This window comes from Pseudactinotalea suaedae (assembly GCF_009733815.1).
GTDB lineage: Bacteria > Actinomycetota > Actinomycetes > Actinomycetales > Beutenbergiaceae > Pseudactinotalea > Pseudactinotalea suaedae.
Window position 1 is genome coordinate 362,595 of the sequence record NZ_WNXY01000002.1, and the last position, 17,167, is coordinate 379,761.

16 protein-coding genes, 1 tRNA gene and 1 riboswitch are annotated in these 17,167 nt (G+C 71.7%); of the genes, 3 read left to right on the forward strand and 14 right to left on the reverse strand.

Annotation, left to right across the window (positions count from 1 at the left end; all coding sequences use genetic code 11):
• Positions 1 to 233 precede the first annotated feature (233 nt).
• Positions 234 to 1,049 (forward strand): hypothetical protein, encoded by an 816-nt coding sequence (locus GPA04_RS05060; RefSeq protein ID WP_156222971.1) that lies wholly within the window; start codon positions 234 to 236, stop codon positions 1,047 to 1,049.
• A 407-nt stretch (positions 1,050 to 1,456) separates the two neighbouring features.
• On the opposite strand, the gene GPA04_RS05065 is transcribed toward GPA04_RS05060, so the two are convergent.
• The 9 genes from GPA04_RS05065 to GPA04_RS05100 form a co-directional block, all read right to left on the reverse strand.
• Positions 1,457 to 1,529 (reverse strand) — tRNA-Ala (locus GPA04_RS05065).
• Between the two features lie 54 nt (positions 1,530 to 1,583).
• Complete coding sequence (locus GPA04_RS05070) at positions 1,584 to 2,204, reverse strand: histidine phosphatase family protein (RefSeq protein ID WP_156222972.1); 621 nt, start codon at positions 2,202 to 2,204, stop codon at positions 1,584 to 1,586.
• Positions 2,201 to 2,623 (reverse strand): ribosome silencing factor, encoded by a 423-nt coding sequence (rsfS, locus tag GPA04_RS05075; protein WP_156222973.1) that lies wholly within the window; start codon positions 2,621 to 2,623, stop codon positions 2,201 to 2,203. The genes GPA04_RS05070 and rsfS overlap by 4 nt, the downstream gene beginning before the upstream one ends.
• A 13-nt stretch (positions 2,624 to 2,636) precedes the next feature.
• Positions 2,637 to 3,833, reverse strand: a complete 1,197-nt coding sequence (locus tag GPA04_RS05080) for a hypothetical protein (RefSeq protein WP_156222974.1) — start codon at positions 3,831 to 3,833, stop codon at positions 2,637 to 2,639.
• Entirely contained in the window at positions 3,830 to 4,486 is a 657-nt protein-coding gene (nadD, locus tag GPA04_RS05085) for a nicotinate-nucleotide adenylyltransferase (protein ID WP_156222975.1), read from the reverse strand. The genes GPA04_RS05080 and nadD overlap by 4 nt, the downstream gene beginning before the upstream one ends.
• A gap of 39 nt (positions 4,487 to 4,525) precedes the next feature.
• Positions 4,526 to 4,684 (reverse strand): hypothetical protein, encoded by a 159-nt coding sequence (locus GPA04_RS21095; protein WP_170299341.1) that lies wholly within the window; start codon positions 4,682 to 4,684, stop codon positions 4,526 to 4,528.
• Positions 4,685 to 4,774: 90 nt separating this feature from the next.
• Positions 4,775 to 6,079, reverse strand: a complete 1,305-nt coding sequence (locus GPA04_RS05090; RefSeq protein ID WP_156222976.1) for a glutamate-5-semialdehyde dehydrogenase — start codon at positions 6,077 to 6,079, stop codon at positions 4,775 to 4,777.
• A 22-nt stretch (positions 6,080 to 6,101) separates the two neighbouring features.
• Entirely contained in the window at positions 6,102 to 7,115 is a 1,014-nt protein-coding gene (locus GPA04_RS05095) for an LLM class oxidoreductase (protein ID WP_156222977.1), read from the reverse strand.
• Between the two features lie 311 nt (positions 7,116 to 7,426).
• Positions 7,427 to 7,540, reverse strand: a riboswitch (SAM riboswitch).
• A gap of 87 nt (positions 7,541 to 7,627) precedes the next feature.
• Entirely contained in the window at positions 7,628 to 9,442 is a 1,815-nt protein-coding gene (locus GPA04_RS05100) for a hypothetical protein (RefSeq protein WP_156222978.1), read from the reverse strand.
• A gap of 140 nt (positions 9,443 to 9,582) precedes the next feature.
• Between GPA04_RS05100 and GPA04_RS05105 the strand changes: the two genes are divergently transcribed.
• Positions 9,583 to 11,322: an NAD(P)/FAD-dependent oxidoreductase gene (locus GPA04_RS05105; protein ID WP_241680616.1), complete on the forward strand. Its 1,740-nt coding sequence runs from the start codon at positions 9,583 to 9,585 to the stop codon at positions 11,320 to 11,322.
• Here GPA04_RS05105 and proB read toward each other — a convergent pair.
• The 5 genes from proB to GPA04_RS05130 all read right to left on the reverse strand — a co-directional run bounded on the left by proB (position 11,309) and on the right by GPA04_RS05130 (position 16,300).
• The gene (proB, locus tag GPA04_RS05110; RefSeq protein WP_156222979.1) at positions 11,309 to 12,460 is read right to left on the reverse strand and encodes a glutamate 5-kinase; all 1,152 of its coding nucleotides are present in this window, start codon (positions 12,458 to 12,460) and stop codon (positions 11,309 to 11,311) included. The genes GPA04_RS05105 and proB overlap by 14 nt on opposite strands.
• Complete coding sequence (gene obgE, locus GPA04_RS05115) at positions 12,457 to 13,980, reverse strand: GTPase ObgE (protein ID WP_156222980.1); 1,524 nt, start codon at positions 13,978 to 13,980, stop codon at positions 12,457 to 12,459. The genes proB and obgE overlap by 4 nt, the downstream gene beginning before the upstream one ends.
• 104 nt (positions 13,981 to 14,084) lie before the next feature.
• Positions 14,085 to 14,351 carry a 50S ribosomal protein L27 gene (gene rpmA / locus GPA04_RS05120; protein ID WP_156222981.1) on the reverse strand — a complete coding sequence of 89 codons (267 nt, stop codon included), beginning with the start codon at positions 14,349 to 14,351 and terminating at the stop codon, positions 14,085 to 14,087.
• 29 nt (positions 14,352 to 14,380) lie between these two features.
• Positions 14,381 to 14,689 carry a 50S ribosomal protein L21 gene (gene rplU, locus GPA04_RS05125; protein WP_156222982.1) on the reverse strand — a complete coding sequence of 103 codons (309 nt, stop codon included), beginning with the start codon at positions 14,687 to 14,689 and terminating at the stop codon, positions 14,381 to 14,383.
• A gap of 225 nt (positions 14,690 to 14,914) precedes the next feature.
• Positions 14,915 to 16,300: an MDR family MFS transporter gene (locus tag GPA04_RS05130; protein ID WP_156223104.1), complete on the reverse strand. Its 1,386-nt coding sequence runs from the start codon at positions 16,298 to 16,300 to the stop codon at positions 14,915 to 14,917.
• 137 nt (positions 16,301 to 16,437) lie between these two features.
• Here GPA04_RS05130 and GPA04_RS05135 point away from each other — a divergent pair, with 137 nt between their 5' ends.
• Positions 16,438 to 17,166, forward strand: coding sequence for a Type 1 glutamine amidotransferase-like domain-containing protein (locus GPA04_RS05135; RefSeq protein WP_156222983.1), 729 nt, complete (start codon positions 16,438 to 16,440; stop codon positions 17,164 to 17,166).
• The last annotated feature ends 1 nt before the right edge of the window (position 17,167 follow it).

Genomic DNA, 17,167 nt, shown 5'->3' on the forward strand with positions numbered 1-17,167 from the left:
ACCGATCACCCCCTCGAGACCGGGAGGCGCTCGTCCGCGTTCGAGGCCGACGTCGCGATGCGCAAGACGCAGCAGGTCGACCGCTACATCGCCCAGCAAGGCGCGCGCTATCGACAGGCATCCCGCCCAGGACCCTCAGGACAGCCGGTGGGTCACGCCTACCTTCCGACCCAGGCCCACGCACCCAGACCACGTGATGGTCCGGGTGCGGCCTCGTCGGCCAGGATGTCGACGTGGATGACGAGACACTCAGACGGCGCGAGTGGGATGCCCTGGTACGACTGCGCAGCACCTACGAGTCCTTGGACAGGTGGGCCAACCGCAGCGAGCGGATCGAGGAACCCGAGCCCGGTAGCGAGCTCGCCACTGACAACGACGCCGGGCTCGGCATTCCGATGTACCAGCCTGCTCGGCACGCGATGCTCGCCGCGGTGCAGCACCTCAATCTCGCGCGGCACGCCGTAGAAGCACGCCAGCTGTTCCCGATCGCCCATTACTCCGTACTGCGGGGAGCCCTGCTCGGTTCCGCCCGGGCCGTGTGGCTGCTCGCGCCCCACGATCAGGTCGAACGCCAGCAGCGAACCTTGCGGGCCGTCTACGACTCGCATCGACGCTTCCGGCAGTACGTCGAAGGCAGCGGCATGGACCCCGAGCGAGTGGACCTTGGCGCCACGATGTTCGCGCAACTCGCCGCCGACGCGAAGAAGCGGTGGCATCCGACCGCGACCCTGCGTATGGACCGGCCGCCTACGGAGACCGAGGTGGTAGCCGCAGGTGCCCAGGTAACCTTCCGTGACGTCGACCAGGTCGAGTCGGTCAAACGCCTCTGGATGCAGGCGAGCGGAGACGCCCACGGGCTACCGTGGCCCGCCATGACCCGACCCAGCACCAAGGTGACCCAGCAAGGGTGGCTCCCCGGGTACAGCCGTCGGATGATCACCGTCACCAGCGGTGTCGACCTGCACGAGTTTGAGAACTCGTTCAGCCTCGTATTCAGGATGACCCGTCGCGCGTGGAGCCTGTTCGACCAGCGAGCCGAACACCACTGACACGACGGAGCTGACATCGCCCGGCCTCAGGGCCGCTAGGCCGACCAACGGCGCCGGCCACGGCGCACCGCCAGCGGCGATAGCCGCAACCGCGGCCAGGCTGACACTCCAGTCCCGGGTACACCATCACAACGCGAGTCAGGCTCCGCTTCGGACCGATGCGTGTGCCAGGTATGTGCCAGTTCTACAGCACTCTTGAGTTTCGATGCTCCGCGCCGCTGCCCGGCATCGCGGAGGCGGGCCCTTGCAGGGCCTGGGCCGCAAGCCGCGCAATTTCAATGATTCCGGCCGTCGCCGTGTAACCGCACTCTTGGATCGACTTCGGGACGGGTTCGAACTATCGCGCCTTGCCCAAAGCAAGCGAGAGCCCCGCCAAACCAACGGTTTGGCGGGGCCCTTGCATCTCGTGGAGCTAAGGGGATTCGAACCCCTGACCTCTTCCATGCCATGGAAGCGCGCTACCAACTGCGCCATAGCCCCGCAGCCCTTGTGGGCCTGAACGAGTGTAGACGATGCGAGGCCCGAACGAGAAACTCAGGTCGGCACGCCGACGTTGTGCGCGTGGAGGCGCCACGGCGGGTGCCCGCGGTCGGTCGGACGCAGCACCGACCAGTGGCAGTTGCCCACCCCGGAGATGCCGTGCCACTCCCCCGCGTCGTGACCCAGCAGGGTCGAGATGCCGGCCCCGAGGGCGGCGCCGTGCGTCACCACCAGCAACGTCTCGTCGTCGCCGAGACCCGCTGCATGGTCGACGACGGCGCTCGCCATCCGGGTGCCGACGTCACCTCGGTGCTCCATCCCGATGCCGTCGGGCTGCTCGCCGCGGCTCCAGGTCGCATAGGCCTCGGGCCAGCCGCCTTCGATCTCGGTGTGGTTGAGACCCTCCCAGGTGCCGAACGCGCGCTCGCGCAACCGCGGATCGATGACGACGTCGATCCCGGTGAGCGCTGCGACCGCCTCCGCGGTCCGGCGCGCACGCACCAGGTCGGAGGCGACGATCGCCGCCGGCTGCAACCGCGCCACCGCCACCGCCGCACGCTCGGCCTGCGCCACGCCGACGTCGTCGAGGTCGATGTCCGCCTGCCCCTGCAAGCGGCGGGCGATGTTCCAGGGCGTCTGCCCGTGCCGGAGCAGCAGGACGGTCCCGGCGCTCACCCCCGCTCGGCCCAGCCGCCCGAACCGCTCTCGTCGTCGTCAGCGCGATCGGTGCGGGTGACGTCCTCGGGCAGCGGCACCACCGGGCAGTCCTTCCAGAGCCGCTCCAGGGCGTAGAACTCGCGGTCCTCGTCGTGCTGCACGTGCACCACGATGTCGCCGTAGTCCAGCAGCACCCAGCGGCCCTCGCTGACGCCCTCCTTGCGGAGCGCCTTCACGCCCGCGCCATGCATCGCTTCCTCGACGCCGTCGACGATCGCACCGACCTGCCGCTCGCTCGCGCCCGATGTCACCAGGAACACATCGGTGAGCACCAGCCGCTCGGACACATCGAGGGCGATCAGCTCCTTGGCCTTCTTGTCCGCTGCCGCCCGGGCAGCGAGGACCGCCAGCTCGACCGAACGCTCGTGTGCGCTCACGCAGTACCTACCGTCACGTCATCCATCCCTTCAGCCCCATGGGGCTCGTCACGTCCATCATCGCGGTGGCGGCGGCACCTGCAGCCTCATTGCCCTGCGCCATCCGCCACACCAGCAGACCGAGCACCACACCGGCGACCACCAGCACGAGCACCATCAACGCGCTGAGCCAGCCGGGGGTGTGGTGCTCGTCCTCATCATCCTCGTCGTCGTCCAGGTACGGGCTCTCGGCCTGCTCGCCGGAGGCCGCGGCCGCCGGTGCCGGCGCCGCCGGCACGGCAGGGGTCACCTCGGTCTGGGCCTCCGGCTGCTTCCGCTCGACGACGGCGAGGGGCCCCGCCGGGGTGGGCGGCGGCAGCTCGACCCAGCTCGGCCGGGCGTCGAACGGCTCCGGCTCGCCGTCCTCCCCGGCGATCAGCTTGTCCAAGGAGGGTGTCGCCCCGGCGGCCGCTGCGCCGGCCGGCCCCGACCCCGAGTCGGCAGCGATTCCCCCGGTCTCGGGGGACAGCCGGTCCGCGACCACCCTGCGTGAACGCCGTGTGGTCGGCAGCGGACCGGGGTCGGACACGGTCTGCGCGTCGGAAGCAGGCCCGGACGCGGCGCTCGCCGCGCTCAGCTTGTCGTCGGTGCGCACGGTCAGGTCGGTGACGTCGACGCTCGCGTGAGGGTCGACCGCCGTCAGTGCACCGGTCGCGGCCGGGTCGTCCTTCGGCTGCGGCGGCTCGTCGCGCACCACCGGCGTCAGCCCGGTGCCATCCTCGGCGAGGCTGCGCATCGCGCCGGTCGTGGCGGGCGGGCGGACCACCGGTCGCCGCACCGGCGGCGTAGGCGGCGTAGGCGTAGGCGCAGGTTCAGGGACACCACGGTGGGGCGTCGGCTCGGCGGCCGAGGCCGCGCTCGCGGCCTCCTGGCGGGCCCGAAGCTCGCGCAGCTGCCTGCGGCTGAGCCCCGCGGTGTCGGTGACCTCCTCGTTCGGCGCCCCTGCGGGCTCCGCCGGCGTGGCTGCCGAGGCTGCACCGGAGACGGGTTCGTCCCGGATGACGCGCACCTCACCGGTGGCGTCGATCTCGATCGCGCCGGTCTGCAGGGCAGCCTCACGTGCGCGCAGCTCGCGCCGGGTCAGCGGGCGCTGCTCGGCGGCCTCCCGCGCCGCACGCTCGGCGTCGCGGCGGCGACGGCGCTCCCCCACGCTCTGCTCGTCCTCACTCATGCCGCATCTCCGCTCGGCTCGCGGTCACGACCGCCGACCGTGTAGGTCGCCGGGTCGCGGTAGAGGCGGTGCTTGCCGATGTACTGGACCACACCATCGGGGACCAGGTACCACACCGGCTTGTCGGCGATCACGCGGGCGCGGCAGTCGGTCGAGGAGATCGCCATCGCGGGGATCTCGAGCAGGGAGTATTCGCCCGCGGGCAGCTCGGCGACGTCCAGCTCGTGCCCGGGCCGCGTCACCCCGATGAAGTGCGCGAGCTCCCAGAGCTCGTTGACGTCCTTCCACTGCAGGATCTGACCGAGGGCGTCGGCGCCGGTGATGAAGAACAGCTCGGCCTGCGGCAGCTGCGCACGCAGCTCGCGCAACGTGTCGATCGTGTAGGTGACGCCGGGCCGGTCGATGTCGACACGGGACACCGAGAACCGGGGGTTGGAGGCGGTCGCGATCACCGACATCAGGTAGCGGTGCTCGGCGACCGTCACCGCGCGGTCGGACTTGAACGGCTGCTCGCCGGTGGGGACGAACAGCACCTCGTCGAGGGAGAACACGGTGGCGACCTCGCTCGCCGCCACGAGGTGCCCGTGGTGGATCGGGTCGAAGGTGCCACCCATGATCCCGATGCGGGCCGGAGCGGACGAGGCAGCGATCATTGGGCGGTCACCCCGCTGCTGCTGGGGTGAGACGTCATGTCAGCGGTCGCGGTGCCGGGTGCCGACGCTGCGGAAGGCGAACGTGACGATCAGCAGCGCTAGCAGGATGACGAGCGCGAGGATGCCGTACCCGATCGGCGCCAGCTCACCAAACCCCTGCCCGCCCTCGGCGGCGAAGCCCACCAGGGAACTCCTCATCAGCGTCAACCTCTTTCGTGTCGGGACCCACAGCATTCTGGCACGACCACCTGAGCGCGCGAGCCGCTGCCTGCGCGTGGCGCGCGACGGTCAGCTCCGGACGTGCCCATCCCCCTCGACGATCCACGTCGAGGTGGTGAGCTCGGCGAGGCCCATCGGGCCCCGAGCGTGCAGCTTCTGGGTCGAGATGCCGATCTCGGCGCCCAGGCCCAGCTCACCGCCGTCGGTGAACCGCGTCGAGGCGTTCACCATGATCGCCGCCGAGTCGAGCTCGGTGGTGAACCGGCGCACCGCAGCCGTGTCCCGCGTCAGGATCGCCTCGGTGTGCCCCGAGCTGTAGGTGCGGATGTGCTCCATCGCCTCGTCGATGTCGGCGACGACCTTGACCGCCAGGTCCATCGACAGGTACTCGGTCCGCCAGTCCTCCTCCACGGCCGCGACCAGCTGCGCATCGGCGGGCGCGTGGACCGCCGCAGCCTCGTCGGTGTGCAGCACGACACCCGAGGTCGCCAGAGCCGTGAGCACCGCGGGCAGCACCCGCGGCGCCGCCTCGGCGTGCACCAGCAACGTCTCGGCCGCGTTGCAGACGCCGGTGCGCTGGGTCTTGGAGTTGAGGATGATCGCGACCGCCTGCTCGAGATCGGCGCTGGCGTCGACGTACACGTGGCAGTTTCCGACCCCGGTCTCGATGACCGGCACCGTCGAGCTGGTGACCACCGTCTGGATCAGATCGGCACCACCGCGCGGCACCAGCACGTCGACCAGCCCACGGGCCTGCATCAGCGCCTGCGCGCCGGGCCGGCCGTAGGCATCGATCGAGACCACGAGGTCGCGCGGCAGCCCGAGCCCCGCGAGCGCGTCCTGCAGCACCGCGACGATCGCCGCGTTGGAGTCCGCCGCAGCCGAGCCGCCGCGGAGCACGACCGCGTTGCCGGACTTCAGCGCCAGCCCCGCCGCGTCCACGGTCACGTTGGGACGGGCCTCGTAGATCATCCCGACGACGCCCATCGGCACCCGCACCTGGCGCACCGACAGCCCGTTGGGCAGCCGCTCGCCGCGGATCACCTCCCCGACGGGATCGGGGAGCGCGGCGAGCTCGCGCAGGGCATCGGCGATCGCGTGCACGCGACCGGCGTCCAGACGCAGCCGGTCCACGAGCGAGGGCGCCATCCCCGCCGCGCTCTCACGCTCGCAGTCGCCGCTGTTGGCCGCCACGATCTCGGCCTGGTGCGCCACCAGCGCATCGGCCATCGCGTGCAGGGCGGCGTCCTTCGTGGCGCGTGTCGCGGTCGAGAGCGAGCGGGCCGCGACCTTGGCGCGGCCGGCGATGTCGCGCACCGCCGTCACCACGTCGGGGGTCTCGACCCGTGGCTGCGAGGTGTCAGCTGCGGTCATGGCCACCAGGTTAACCGGCGGCTCAGACGCTCACCGCGACGCGGCGACGCGCTGCACGGACCGGTGCCGACCGGCGAGCCGGAGCCTGCTCCGGACGCGAGGACCTGCTCCGCAGCCCGCGAGCCGTCAGCTCGTCCACGACCTCGGTCACGACCGCGAGAACGTCCGTCGGGACCGACGCGGGGATCACGGTGAAGCCGTCCGCAGCACCGGCGTCGACCCACTCCTGCCAGAGCTCGGCGAACGCGGCGGAGGTGCCGACGAACCGGAGCAGCGAGCTGTCGGTCTCGCTCTCGGTCTCGCTCTCGAGAGCGGTGAGCAGATCCGCTCGGGCGCGAGCGCCGTCGTCGTCCGCCCCGAGAACGGTGTGGACGTCGACGAGGACGCGGACCTCGTCGGCGTCACGGCCCCAGTCCGCGGCGGCCTGCCGGATCGCCGCACGCGCGGTGACCGCCTCCGCGAGGCTGGTGACACGGATCCGCGCGACGTCCGCACGGGCGGCGGCGAGCTCGAGGTCCAGCGGCTCACGCACGGTCACGACGACCTGGGCGCTGCGGGCACTGACGTCACGGCCGGTCCGGCGGCTCACGCGCGGCGCGGCGAGTGCGCTGATCACGGCATCGACCGAGCGAGCCGAGAGCGGTCGGGCGCCGCGCTCGACCTGCCAGGCCGCGCGACCCTCGGTGGCCTTGTGGACGCTCGACACGGCGCTGGCGACGTGCGCAGGATCGGTGACCCCGAGCGGGACCGATGCCGCCACGGTGAGGTTGCTGGTGTGGCGACCCAGGCGGGAGGCGGCGAGCGCGCCGTCGAGCCAGTCGTCGCGGCGGCGGCCGCTGCCCAGCCGGAAGGTGGAGTCGAGCGTGATCAGGTCGACCCCGCCCTTGTCGGCGAGGGCCGCGAGGCCGGAGAGCCGGCCCATGATGAAGGCCTCCGACTCGCTGTCGCCGGAGCCGGCCCAGGAGCGCGGCGCTCCGGTGCCGGACAGGTCCAGGGCGAGGAAGGTGGGACGGATGGATGCAGAAGCAGAAGTCATCAGGGTGCCTTTGGGTGAGCAGGTGGGAAGGTCTGCTCGATGGCCGCTCACCGCGTCTGTGTCGTGTCACGCGACGACGACGGGAGTTGCCCACCGAGGGCGGCAGCCGAAGGGGCGGTGCTGCGGCGCGAGTGCCGGCAGCGAACGGCCCGAGGTGCCTGCTGTGTGCTGGTCGGACCTAGAAGGTCAGGCCGTCACGCACAGACACATGCACATGCAGGTACCCATGTTCGAACGCGTCGTGCGACCGAAACCGAGAACCGTGGCCTGTGCCATGTCCGTGCTTCCTTCTCTCTTTCCCGCCTACGGGACCTGTGCGCTTGCTCCCACCTGATGGTGGTAGCCAGGTCGTCACCCGGGGCACCCCACCGCATCTGGAGGGTTGCCGGTCAGCAAGCCGGGGCTTGGTGCTGACGCTCAAGACCTGGGTAGACGGTAGGTGGCGGCTAGGTGAGATGTCAACTACCGGGTCTACATGGTGAGATCGGTCGTCTCGGACTCTGTCAGCACCGTCAGCTCCAGTCGGGCAGGTACGCCCGGGTCGCCTGATCGACCGCGACGGCGTAGGTCCAGTCGAGCCGTCGTCTCGCCCCCCAGCCCTGCCAGCCCTGTCGGGGCGAGTGCGCGAGCACGTGGATGCCGTCCGGCACCCACGGCATCGTGATCGGGGCGAAGAACGGCACGGTGGAGACCGCCATGCAGAACTGGGTCCAGCGCCTGCCCAGGGACCGCAGCGGCCACGGCCCGAGCACGACGAGCACCCGCTGGTGACTGATACGGTTCGCGATGAGGTCCAGCTCCCAGCCGTAGCCGTGCCTGATCTGCCCCGGGGTCGCGGAGAGCACCACGGCGCGGGCGGTCTCGGCGTAGCGGGTGACGTGCTGCTGCCACTCGTCGTTGCTGAAGCTCGCCCGCGCAGCGCCGATCGGGGGCATGGTCGAACCCGGTGGTGCGATGGCGATCACCGGGCCGGTCGCCGAGAGCTGCCGCACCAGCACCTCCTCGAACCTGACCTTGCGGCGCATCGCCAGCACCGAGATCAGGCCGCGCCCGCGCAGCTGTCCCGGCAGCGACAACGTGTCCTCGTCGAAGCTGCGCAGGTACAGGTAGTGCGGCCGGTCGTCCTGCGCGAGGGCGTCGTCGAGCGAGGCCCCGCGAAGCCGTTGACCCAGCCCGTCGACCGTCGCGACGACGATCAGCACCGGGATCGCGAGCAGCAACCCCACCACCATGGCGTCGTCGCCGACCGACTCCACCAGCGGGCGCAGGCTCCCGAGCAGCGGCAGCCCCATGCGGCGCACGTCGGCGCCGGAGAGCGAGGGCCACCCGAGCGACATGTTCCCGTACACGCTCGCCAGCACGTACGCCAGCAGCAGCAGCCCCACGATCGCGTAGGACAGCACCGAGAGCATGCTGCCGATGACGGCCTCGGCGCCCTGGCCGGAGACGTTGCGCCGACCGCGCTCCACAGGGCTGGGCCGCAGGAAGGTCCGGTAGCCGATCAGCAGCACGATGCCGGGAAGGAGTGCCAGTATCAGGACGCCCAGGATGGTCCCGGTGTCCCTGGTCGTGACCGATGTCAGGCTCACGAAGACCAGGAACACCAGGAGCCACCACAGCAGCCGCCGGATGCGGCGCCGCCAGCGTGCTCGCGTCACCATGCTCGTGACGTCGTGGTAGCGGGGCGACGTCGAGACGCTGCCGTACCGCGCGCGTGCGAGCCGGCCGACCAGCCGGAACGGCGCCACCACGAGGGCCACGAGGACCACCGGCACGAGCAGCGCCAGCATGATCGCCTCGATCGTGAAACCCGGCGTGTCGACGCCTGCCCGGCCACCCGGTGAGGCGTCCATCGCCGCGAGCGCGAGGTCGTCGGAGTCGCTGAGGCAGTCGTCCTGCCCGGCTCCGGCGCAGGTGAGGGTCAGCACGACGAGCGCGTCGTTCTCAGCTGGGCCATCGGCGAGCCAGACGCGGGTCACGCGGTCCTGCGCCCACAGGACCAGCTCGCCTTCCTGCGAGACCCCGCCGACGAGCTCGCCCGGCACCTGCAGCCACTCGTACACGCCCGAGGCTGCGTCGTTCTCCGTGCACGGCACCTGGTACAGCGTCAGCTCGGTCTCGCCTGCGGACCACGTCCACTCCGAAGCCGTGGCGCACTCCTCCGCCGGCGCGGTCGCCGCGTCCTCGCGCGACGACGTCAACGTCCAGTCCGCCCCGGGGTCGAACGGCGGCTCCCCCGCCTCAGCGCTCGCCGGGGCGGCACCCATCACCGTGGCGGCGAGCACCGACACCACGACGGCGACCAGCCGCGGCACCCGTGCCCTCATCGTTGCGTGGCCCCTCTCGTTGCACCGCGACGCGCTCCGCAGGTGGCAGCGTAGGGGACCGGGGACCTGCCCGCGGTGCGACCGTTTCGCCGTCCGCCGAAGCCGGTGCGCCGCCAGGGCCGTCCACCTACGCTGACCGCGTGAGCATCCCCGCCCCCGGCCGGCCCGCGATCATCATCCTCGCTCCCGCGCACGGCGACGTGCTCGCGGACGAGTTCCGCCGCTACGCCCGCGACTACGACGTCATCACTGCTCGATCGGTGCCCGAGGCCAAACGGGCCGCCACGGCGGCCGTCGCGCTCGACCAGCCGGTCGCGCTGTTCGTCCTGGAGTCGCGGCTGCCCGACTCCGAGCTCTACGCCGCGATCGGCCACATGCGCGAGGGCGTCCCGACGGCGCGACGCCTCGTGGTCTCGCACATCTCGACGTTCGCCGAGGACGCCCCGATGCTCCGGGTCGCGATGGCCACGGGCAAGATCGACGCGCGGCTGCTGATCCCTCAGGGTCAGCGTGACGAGGAGTTCCACTACACGGTCACCGAGCTCCTCTCGGAGTGGGGCTCGCAGCAGCCGGTCGGCGTCGTCGAGGTCGCACGCCTGGTCACACCGGTGTTCGACGCCGCGGCCCTCGCCGTCCGCGACGTCCTGGAACGGCTGGGGATGCCCTACCGGATGTACCCGCCGGGGTGCGCCGAGGGCGAGGAGGTGCTGGCGGACTACGCTGCCGCGGGCCACGGAGAGCCGACCTACCCCATCGGCTGGATCCGTGGGCAGTTCGTGGGGACGGTCGCCGAACCCCGCCAGCTGTCCGCCCTGCTGTACGGCCGCCCCAGCGACGTCGAGGTGGACACCGTCGTCGACCTCGCGGTCGTCGGGGCCGGCCCTGCCGGGCTCGCCGCCGCCGTCTACGGCTCCTCCGAGGGGCTGAGCACGGTCGTCATCGAGTCCGACGTCATCGGCGGCCAGGCCGGCACCAGCTCGATGATCCGCAACTACCTCGGCTTCCCCCGAGGCATCTCGGGGATGCGCCTCGCCCAGCGCGCACGGGTGCAGGCGATCAACTTCGGGACGCGATTCTTCGCAGGCTGGCCGGTGACCGCCCTGGAGCCGGGCTCCGGCGGTGCGCCGCACGTGCTGCGCACCGAGGGCGGCGACGTGCACGCACGGGCCGTGGTGATCGCCGCCGGAGCCGACTACCGGCGGCTCGCGATCAGCGGCATCGAGGACCTCGTCGGCCGTGGCGTGCACTACGGCGCCGCGATGGCGGCCGCCCGCGAGATGACCGGCCGTGACGTGTTCGTGGTCGGCGGCGGCAACTCGGCCGGGCAGGCGGCGGTCCACCTCGCACGGTTCGCCAGGTCGGTGACGATCCTCGTCCGCCGGCCGGACCTCGCCGCGACCATGTCGAACTACCTCGTGCAGCAGATCCGCTACAACCCGCGGATCACGGTGTGCGGGCACTGCAGCGTGGTCGACGGCGGCGGCACGGCTCACCTGGAGTGGATCGACGTGCACGACGCCGCCGCCGGTGTGACCGACCGCCGCAGCGCGGACGGCCTGTTCCTGCTGCTCGGGGCCGAGCCCAGCAGCGGGTGGCTGCCCGAGGCCGTGCAGCTCGACGACCACGGGTTCGTCCGCACCGGGCGCGACGTCGACGCCTCGCTCTGGCCCGACGAGCGACCGCCGTCGAACCTCGCGACGAGCGTCCCCGGCGTCTACGCGGTGGGCGACATCCGGGCGGGCTCGATGAAGCGCGTCGCAGCCGCCACCGGCGAGGGCTCCAGCGTCGTGCCCGCGGTCCACGCCTGGCTCGAGCACGTGGCGCAGGTGGGGCCCGCCCCGGAGGCGAGCGCGGCGTCACCGAGCGTCAGCGGCGCGTGATCACCATGTCGTCGCGGTGGACGACCTCGCGGTCGTGGCCGTCGCCGAACGTCTCGCGCAGCTCCGCGGAGGAACGTCCCAGCCGGGCCGGGAGCTCGTCGGAGGAGTAGGAGACCAGCCCACGGGCGACGACCGCGCCGTCGGGACCGGCGATCTCGATCGGGTCCCCCGCCTCGAAACCGCCCTCGACGGCGACCACGCCGGCGGCGAGCAGCGACTTCTTGCCGTGCGTGATCGCCCGGACCGCGCCGGCGTCCACGACGACCCGGCCACGCGTGTCGGCCGCGTGAGCGAGCCACAGCCGCCGCGAGGTCACGCGCTTGCTCGCGGGTGAGAACCAGGTACCGACGTCCTCGCCGGCGAGCGCGGCACCGAGGGTGTCCGCGCGGGTCAGCACGACCGGCACGCCGGCGCCGGAGGCGATCGCGGCGGCGTCGACCTTCGTCACCATGCCACCGGTCCCCACGTGGCTGCCGCTCGCGGTGATCTCGAGATCGGCCAGCTCGGCGACGTCCTCGACGACGGCGATGCGTCGCGACCCGGGGCGCGAGGGCGGCGCGGTGTAGAGCGCGTCCACATCGGTCAGCAGCACCAGCGCGTCGGCGTGCACCAGGTGGCTCACCAGCGCGGCGAGCCGGTCGTTGTCACCGAACCGGATCTCGCGGGTGGCGACGGCGTCGTTCTCGTTGATCACGGGGACGACCCCGAGCTCCAGCAGCCGAGTCAGGGACCGGTGCGCGTTGCGGTAGTGGCCACGGCGGATCACGTCCTCCGCGGTCAGCAGCACCTGCCCCACACGCAGCCCGTGCGCGGCGAACGCCCGGGTGTAGTGCGCGACCAGCAGCCCCTGCCCCACGCTCGCGGCAGCCTGCTGGGTGGCGAGGTCCTTGGGCCGCCTCGCCAGCTCGAGCACCGGCAGCGCCGCAGCGATGGCACCCGAGGACACCAGCACCACCTCGCCGCCGGCGGCGCGCCGGGCCGCGAGGGTGTTGACCAGCGCGGTCAGGCGGGCGGCGTCGAGCAGACCCTCGTCATCGGTCAGCGACGACGACCCGATCTTGACGACCACGCGACGGGCGCGCGTCACATCCGCGAGCGAGTCCCGGTCGAGCACCCGCGCAGCGGCGCTCTGGCTCACAGATCGTCCTCGATGGAGGGCGTCTCGGTCCACACCTGCTCACGCGCGAGCGCCTTCGCGTCCATGCGCTCGTGGTGCAGCTCGCGCTTGGTGGCGCGCGTGGGCCGCTGACGGTCCTCCAGGCGCAGGTCGGAGCCGCGGGCGCCGAGCAGCTCGGGCCCGGTCATCATCGTGGGCTCCCAGTCGAAGACGACCCCGTTCGGCCCGTCGCCGATGACGACCTCGTCGCCCGACACGGCTCCGGCGGCGAGCAGGGCGTCCTCGACACCGAGGTTCGCCAGCCTGTCCGCGAGGTACCCCACGGCCTCGTCGTTGGAGAACACGGTCTGCCGCACCCAGCGCTCGGGCTTCTCGCCCGTGACCAGGTAGTAGACGTGATCGGTCTCGCGGCGGGTGACCTCGAACTCCTTGCGGGGGCGGCGCCGGTCGACCGCAGGCGGCCGGAGCACGGGCGCCGCGGTCTCCCGCTCGGGCTCGGCCGCCCGGACCTCGCGCACGAGGCTCGCGAGCGCGAAGCCGAGCGGACGAAGCCCCTCGTGGGACGCCGTCGAGATCTCGAAGATCTGATCGGGCGCGTACCCGCGTGCCTCGAGGTCCGGGCGGACCAGCTCGGCGAGCTCGCGCGCCTCGGGAACATCGACCTTGTTGAGCGCGACCAGCCGCGGCCGCTCCGCGAGGGGCACGCGGCCACCGACGATCCCGAGGTCCTGCGAGTACGCGCGCAGCTCGGCCTCGATCACGTCCAGGTCGCTGACCGGGTCACGGCCGGGCTCGAGCGTGGCGCAGTCCAGCACATGCACCAGCACGGCGCAGCGCTCGATGTGACGCAGGAACTCCAGTCCCAGGCCGCGGCCCTCGCTGGCGCCCGGGATCAGCCCGGGCACGTCGGCGACCGTGAACCGCTCGGAGCCCGCCTGGACCACGCCGAGGTTGGGGACGAGCGTGGTGAACGGGTAGTCGGCGATCTTCGGACGCGCCGCCGAGATCGCCGCCACCAGGGAGGACTTGCCCGCCGAGGGGTAGCCGATCAGCGCGACGTCGGCGACGCTCTTGAGCTCGAGGACGACGTCGACCTCCTCGCCCGGCTCACCCAGCAGCGCGAACCCGGGTGCCTTGCGCTTGGGCGAGGCCAGCGCGGCGTTCCCCAGGCCGCCGTGACCACCGCGGGCGACGACGAACCTGCTGCCGACGCCGAACAGGTCGGTGAGGACCTCACCGGAGGAGTCCTTGACGACGGTGCCGTCGGGGACCCCGATCACGAGGTCCTCGGCGTTCTTGCCCGAGCGCATGTCACCCGCGCCGGGCGCACCGTTGCCGGCGCGGCGGTGGGGCAGGTGCGCGATGTCCAGCAGCGTGGTCACGTCGTCGCTGACCTCGAGGATCACGTCACCGCCGTGGCCGCCGTTGGCGCCGTCGGGGCCGCCGAGCGGCTTGAACTTCTCGCGGTGGATCGACGCGCAGCCGTGGCCGCCGTCGCCACCGCGCGCGTGGAGCACCACACGGTCGACGAAGCTGGCCATGGTCGCCTCTCAGAACGGGGAAAAACGGAGGAAACGCGAAAGGGCGGGACGGCCAACGCCGTCCCGCCCTCCTACGCAGTATGTGTGGCTGTGCGTGCTCTGGCTCAGACGGTCTCAAGCTGAGCCGGGACGATGTCGATGACCTTGCGGCCACGACGCGTACCGAACTGCACGGCGCCCGGTGCGAGCGCGAACAGCGTGTCGTCGCCACCGCGGCCGACGTTCTCGCCCGGGTGGAAGTGGGTGCCGCGCTGGCGGACGAGGATCTCGCCGGCGCTGACGACCTGGCCGCCGAAGCGCTTGACGCCGAGGCGCTGCGCGTTGGAGTCGCGACCGTTGCGGGAGGAGCTTGCGCCCTTCTTGTGTGCCATGTCTGCAGTCCTTCGAGAGAGAGCGAGAGTTACTTGATGCCGGTGATCTTGACGCGGGTCAGGTCCTGACGGTGGCCCTGGCGCTTGCGGTAGCCGGTCTTGTTCTTGAACTTGAGGATGGTGATCTTCGGACCGCGCTCCTCGCGCACGATCTCGGCGGTCACCTTCACCTTGGCGAGGTCGGACGCAGCCGAGGTCACCTTCTCGCCGTCGACGAGCAGGACCGGAGTCATCTCGATCTCGGCGCCGGTCTCACCGGCGATCCGGTCCATGACGACGATGTCGCCGACGGACACCTTCTCCTGCCGGCCGCCGGCCTTGACGATCGCGTACACCACGGTTCAGCTCATCTCTTGTATCGGACGTTTGTCTACGTGCACCAGCCGCGCGCAGCCCTGGCGACTCACAGCAGCTCCGAAGGAGTCGCGGTGGGATCGAGGCCCAGCCCGGATCTGGTGGTCCGGACGGTCACGCGGGCACGGCGCAGCGCACCGAGCAACCACTGTACGCGAGTGTGTGGGGCTGCGGCAAACCCGCGATCCCCCGGCGTTCGGAGATGCTGGTCACGTCTCCTCCTCCTCGCGTGCGGTGGCAGCCAGGTGCGGCTGCCGCGACCCTGTCGGCATCAGGGCGACGAAGACCAGCAGCAGCACCGCCGTCAGACCCACGCCGAGGAAGACCTGCTGCAGCGGCGGCTCCAGCAGCCATCCCGGAAGGTTCTCGAGGTCTCCCTGCCCGGCGACGGCCGTGTTGATCACGGCGCCGTAGATCGCCACCCCGAACGCCGACCCGAGCGAGCGCGCGAACATGTTCGCCCCGGTCACCACTCCCCTGGTCGCGGTCTCCGCCGAGACCTGCGCGGCGATCAGCGTGGGCGTGGCCACCAGCCCCATGCCGAGCCCGATCGAGAAGCACGCCGCCGCGATCGCGATCACCGAGTCGGCGTGGCCCGCCAGGTTGAGCACGACCGTGCCCACGACGGCGATCGCCGAGCCGATCAGGCCCGTCGCCTTGAACCCGATCCGCAGATAGATCGTGCCCGACTGGGACGCCGCGATCGGCCACCCGAGCGTGAGGGCGGCGAGCGCGAACCCGGCGACGAGCGGCGACTGGTGCAGCACCGTCTGGGCGAACAGCGGCACGTAGGCGGTCAGCCCGATCAGCAGCGCGCCGACGAGCAGGCTCACGGCGTTGGTCGTGTTGAGCAGCCGCGAGGTGAACAACCATCCCGGGAGCACGGGGTCCGCCACGTGTCGCTGTGCGACCGCGAACACCGCCAGCAGCACCACGCCGCCCGCAGCCAGCCCGATGCTCGCGGTCGAGACCCAGCTCCAGCTCACGCCGCCCTCGAGCAGGAACAGGATCAGCGCAGCGCTGCCTGCGGTCAGCAGCACCGAGCCGACGACGTCGATGCGGCGCGAGGTGCGCTCGTGGGACTCCGTGAACCGCCGCATCAGGAGCAGCGCGATGACCCCGAGCGGCAGGTTGACCCAGAAGATCCACCGCCAGTCCAGGTAGCTGGTGAAGACACCGCCGAGGGTCGGTCCCACGACCGAGGAGATCGCCCACACGCTGGCCATGTAGCCCTGCACCTTGGCGCGCTCGGCGAGGTTGTAGACGTCGCCGACGATGGTCTGCGCCATCGGCTGCACGGCGCCGGCGCCGAGCCCCTGCACACCGCGCGCGAGGATCAGCACCAGCATCGACGGCGCCAGCGCGCACAGCACCGAGCCGACCAGGAACAGCACCACGCCCAGCACCATGATCGGCTTGCGCCCCAGGATGTCGGCGAGCTTGCCGTAGACCGGCACGGTGGCCGCCTGGGCCAGCAGGTAGACGCTGAACAGCCACGGGGCCTGCGTGAAACCACCGAGGTCGCGGGCGATGGTCGGGATCGCCGTCGCGAGGATCGTCGAGTCGATCGCCACCAGCGAGGTCGCGAGCATCATCGAGACGAGCACCGGCCCCCGCTCGGAGCGGAAGCCCACCCCGGTTCCTGTCGCGGTCACGCGCGGCCCAACCCGGGGGCGTCCCGTCTCATTCCCGACCCGCTGGTTTCCACGCCTGGCGACACTAGCCTGGGTGCATGCCTGCAGGCGCACCCACGATCCTCGCCACCTCGGGTGGTTACCGCGGCGGGGCCAGGACCATGCTCGAGCTCGGTGACCTGGTGACCCACGCCGTCGAGCGCTCGGGCGTGACCGGGCGGCGCCCGCGGCTGGCCTTCCTCGGCACGGCGGGCGGTGACCAGGCGTACCGGCTGGCCACGATGCACGAGGCCGCCCGGGTGGCGGGCTACGACATGACTCCCGTGACGCTGTTCATGATGCCGAACCACGACGACATCGCCGCCGCGCTGCTCGATGTGGACGTGGTCTGGGTCGACGGCGGGTCGGTCGCCAACCTGCTCGCGCTGTGGCGGCTGCACGGCGTCGACGAGGCCATGAGGCAGGCGTGGGAAGCCGGTGTCGTGCTCGCCGGCGTCAGTGCCGGCTCGATCTGCTGGTTCACCGGTGGCACCACGGACTCCTTCGGGCCCGAGCTCGCCGCGGTGACCAACGGGCTGGGCCTGCTCCCCTACGCCAACGGCGTCCACTACGACAGCGAGGCACGCCGTCGGCCGCTGGTGCACCGGCTCGTGGCCGAGGGCGTCCTCGGCGAGACCCACTGCACCGACGACGGCGTGGGCCTGGTCTACGAGGGGACCACGCTCGTGGAGGTGGTCGCCGAGCGGGACGGCGCGGCCGGGTACCGGGTCACCCGGGACGCGAGCGGCGAGGTGATCGAGGAGCGGTGGGAGCCGCGTCGGCTCTGAC

Coding starts and splice junctions, on each gene's coding strand:
- GPA04_RS05080 (WP_156222974.1), bottom strand. CDS start 3,833: ATGAGTGAGGACGAGCAGAGCGTGGGGGAGCGCCGTCGCCGCCGCGAC.
- GPA04_RS05090 (WP_156222976.1), bottom strand. CDS start 6,079: ATGACCGCAGCTGACACCTCGCAGCCACGGGTCGAGACCCCCGACGTG.
- GPA04_RS05130 (WP_156223104.1), bottom strand. CDS start 16,300: ATGATGCTCGCGACCTCGCTGGTGGCGATCGACTCGACGATCCTCGCG.
- GPA04_RS21095 (WP_170299341.1), bottom strand. CDS start 4,684: ATGAGGAGTTCCCTGGTGGGCTTCGCCGCCGAGGGCGGGCAGGGGTTT.
- GPA04_RS05135 (WP_156222983.1), top strand. CDS start 16,438: ATGCCTGCAGGCGCACCCACGATCCTCGCCACCTCGGGTGGTTACCGC.
- GPA04_RS05100 (WP_156222978.1), bottom strand. CDS start 9,442: ATGAGGGCACGGGTGCCGCGGCTGGTCGCCGTCGTGGTGTCGGTGCTC.
- obgE (WP_156222980.1), bottom strand. CDS start 13,980: ATGGCCAGCTTCGTCGACCGTGTGGTGCTCCACGCGCGCGGTGGCGAC.
- rpmA (WP_156222981.1), bottom strand. CDS start 14,351: ATGGCACACAAGAAGGGCGCAAGCTCCTCCCGCAACGGTCGCGACTCC.
- nadD (WP_156222975.1), bottom strand. CDS start 4,486: ATGATCGCTGCCTCGTCCGCTCCGGCCCGCATCGGGATCATGGGTGGC.
- GPA04_RS05095 (WP_156222977.1), bottom strand. CDS start 7,115: ATGACTTCTGCTTCTGCATCCATCCGTCCCACCTTCCTCGCCCTGGAC.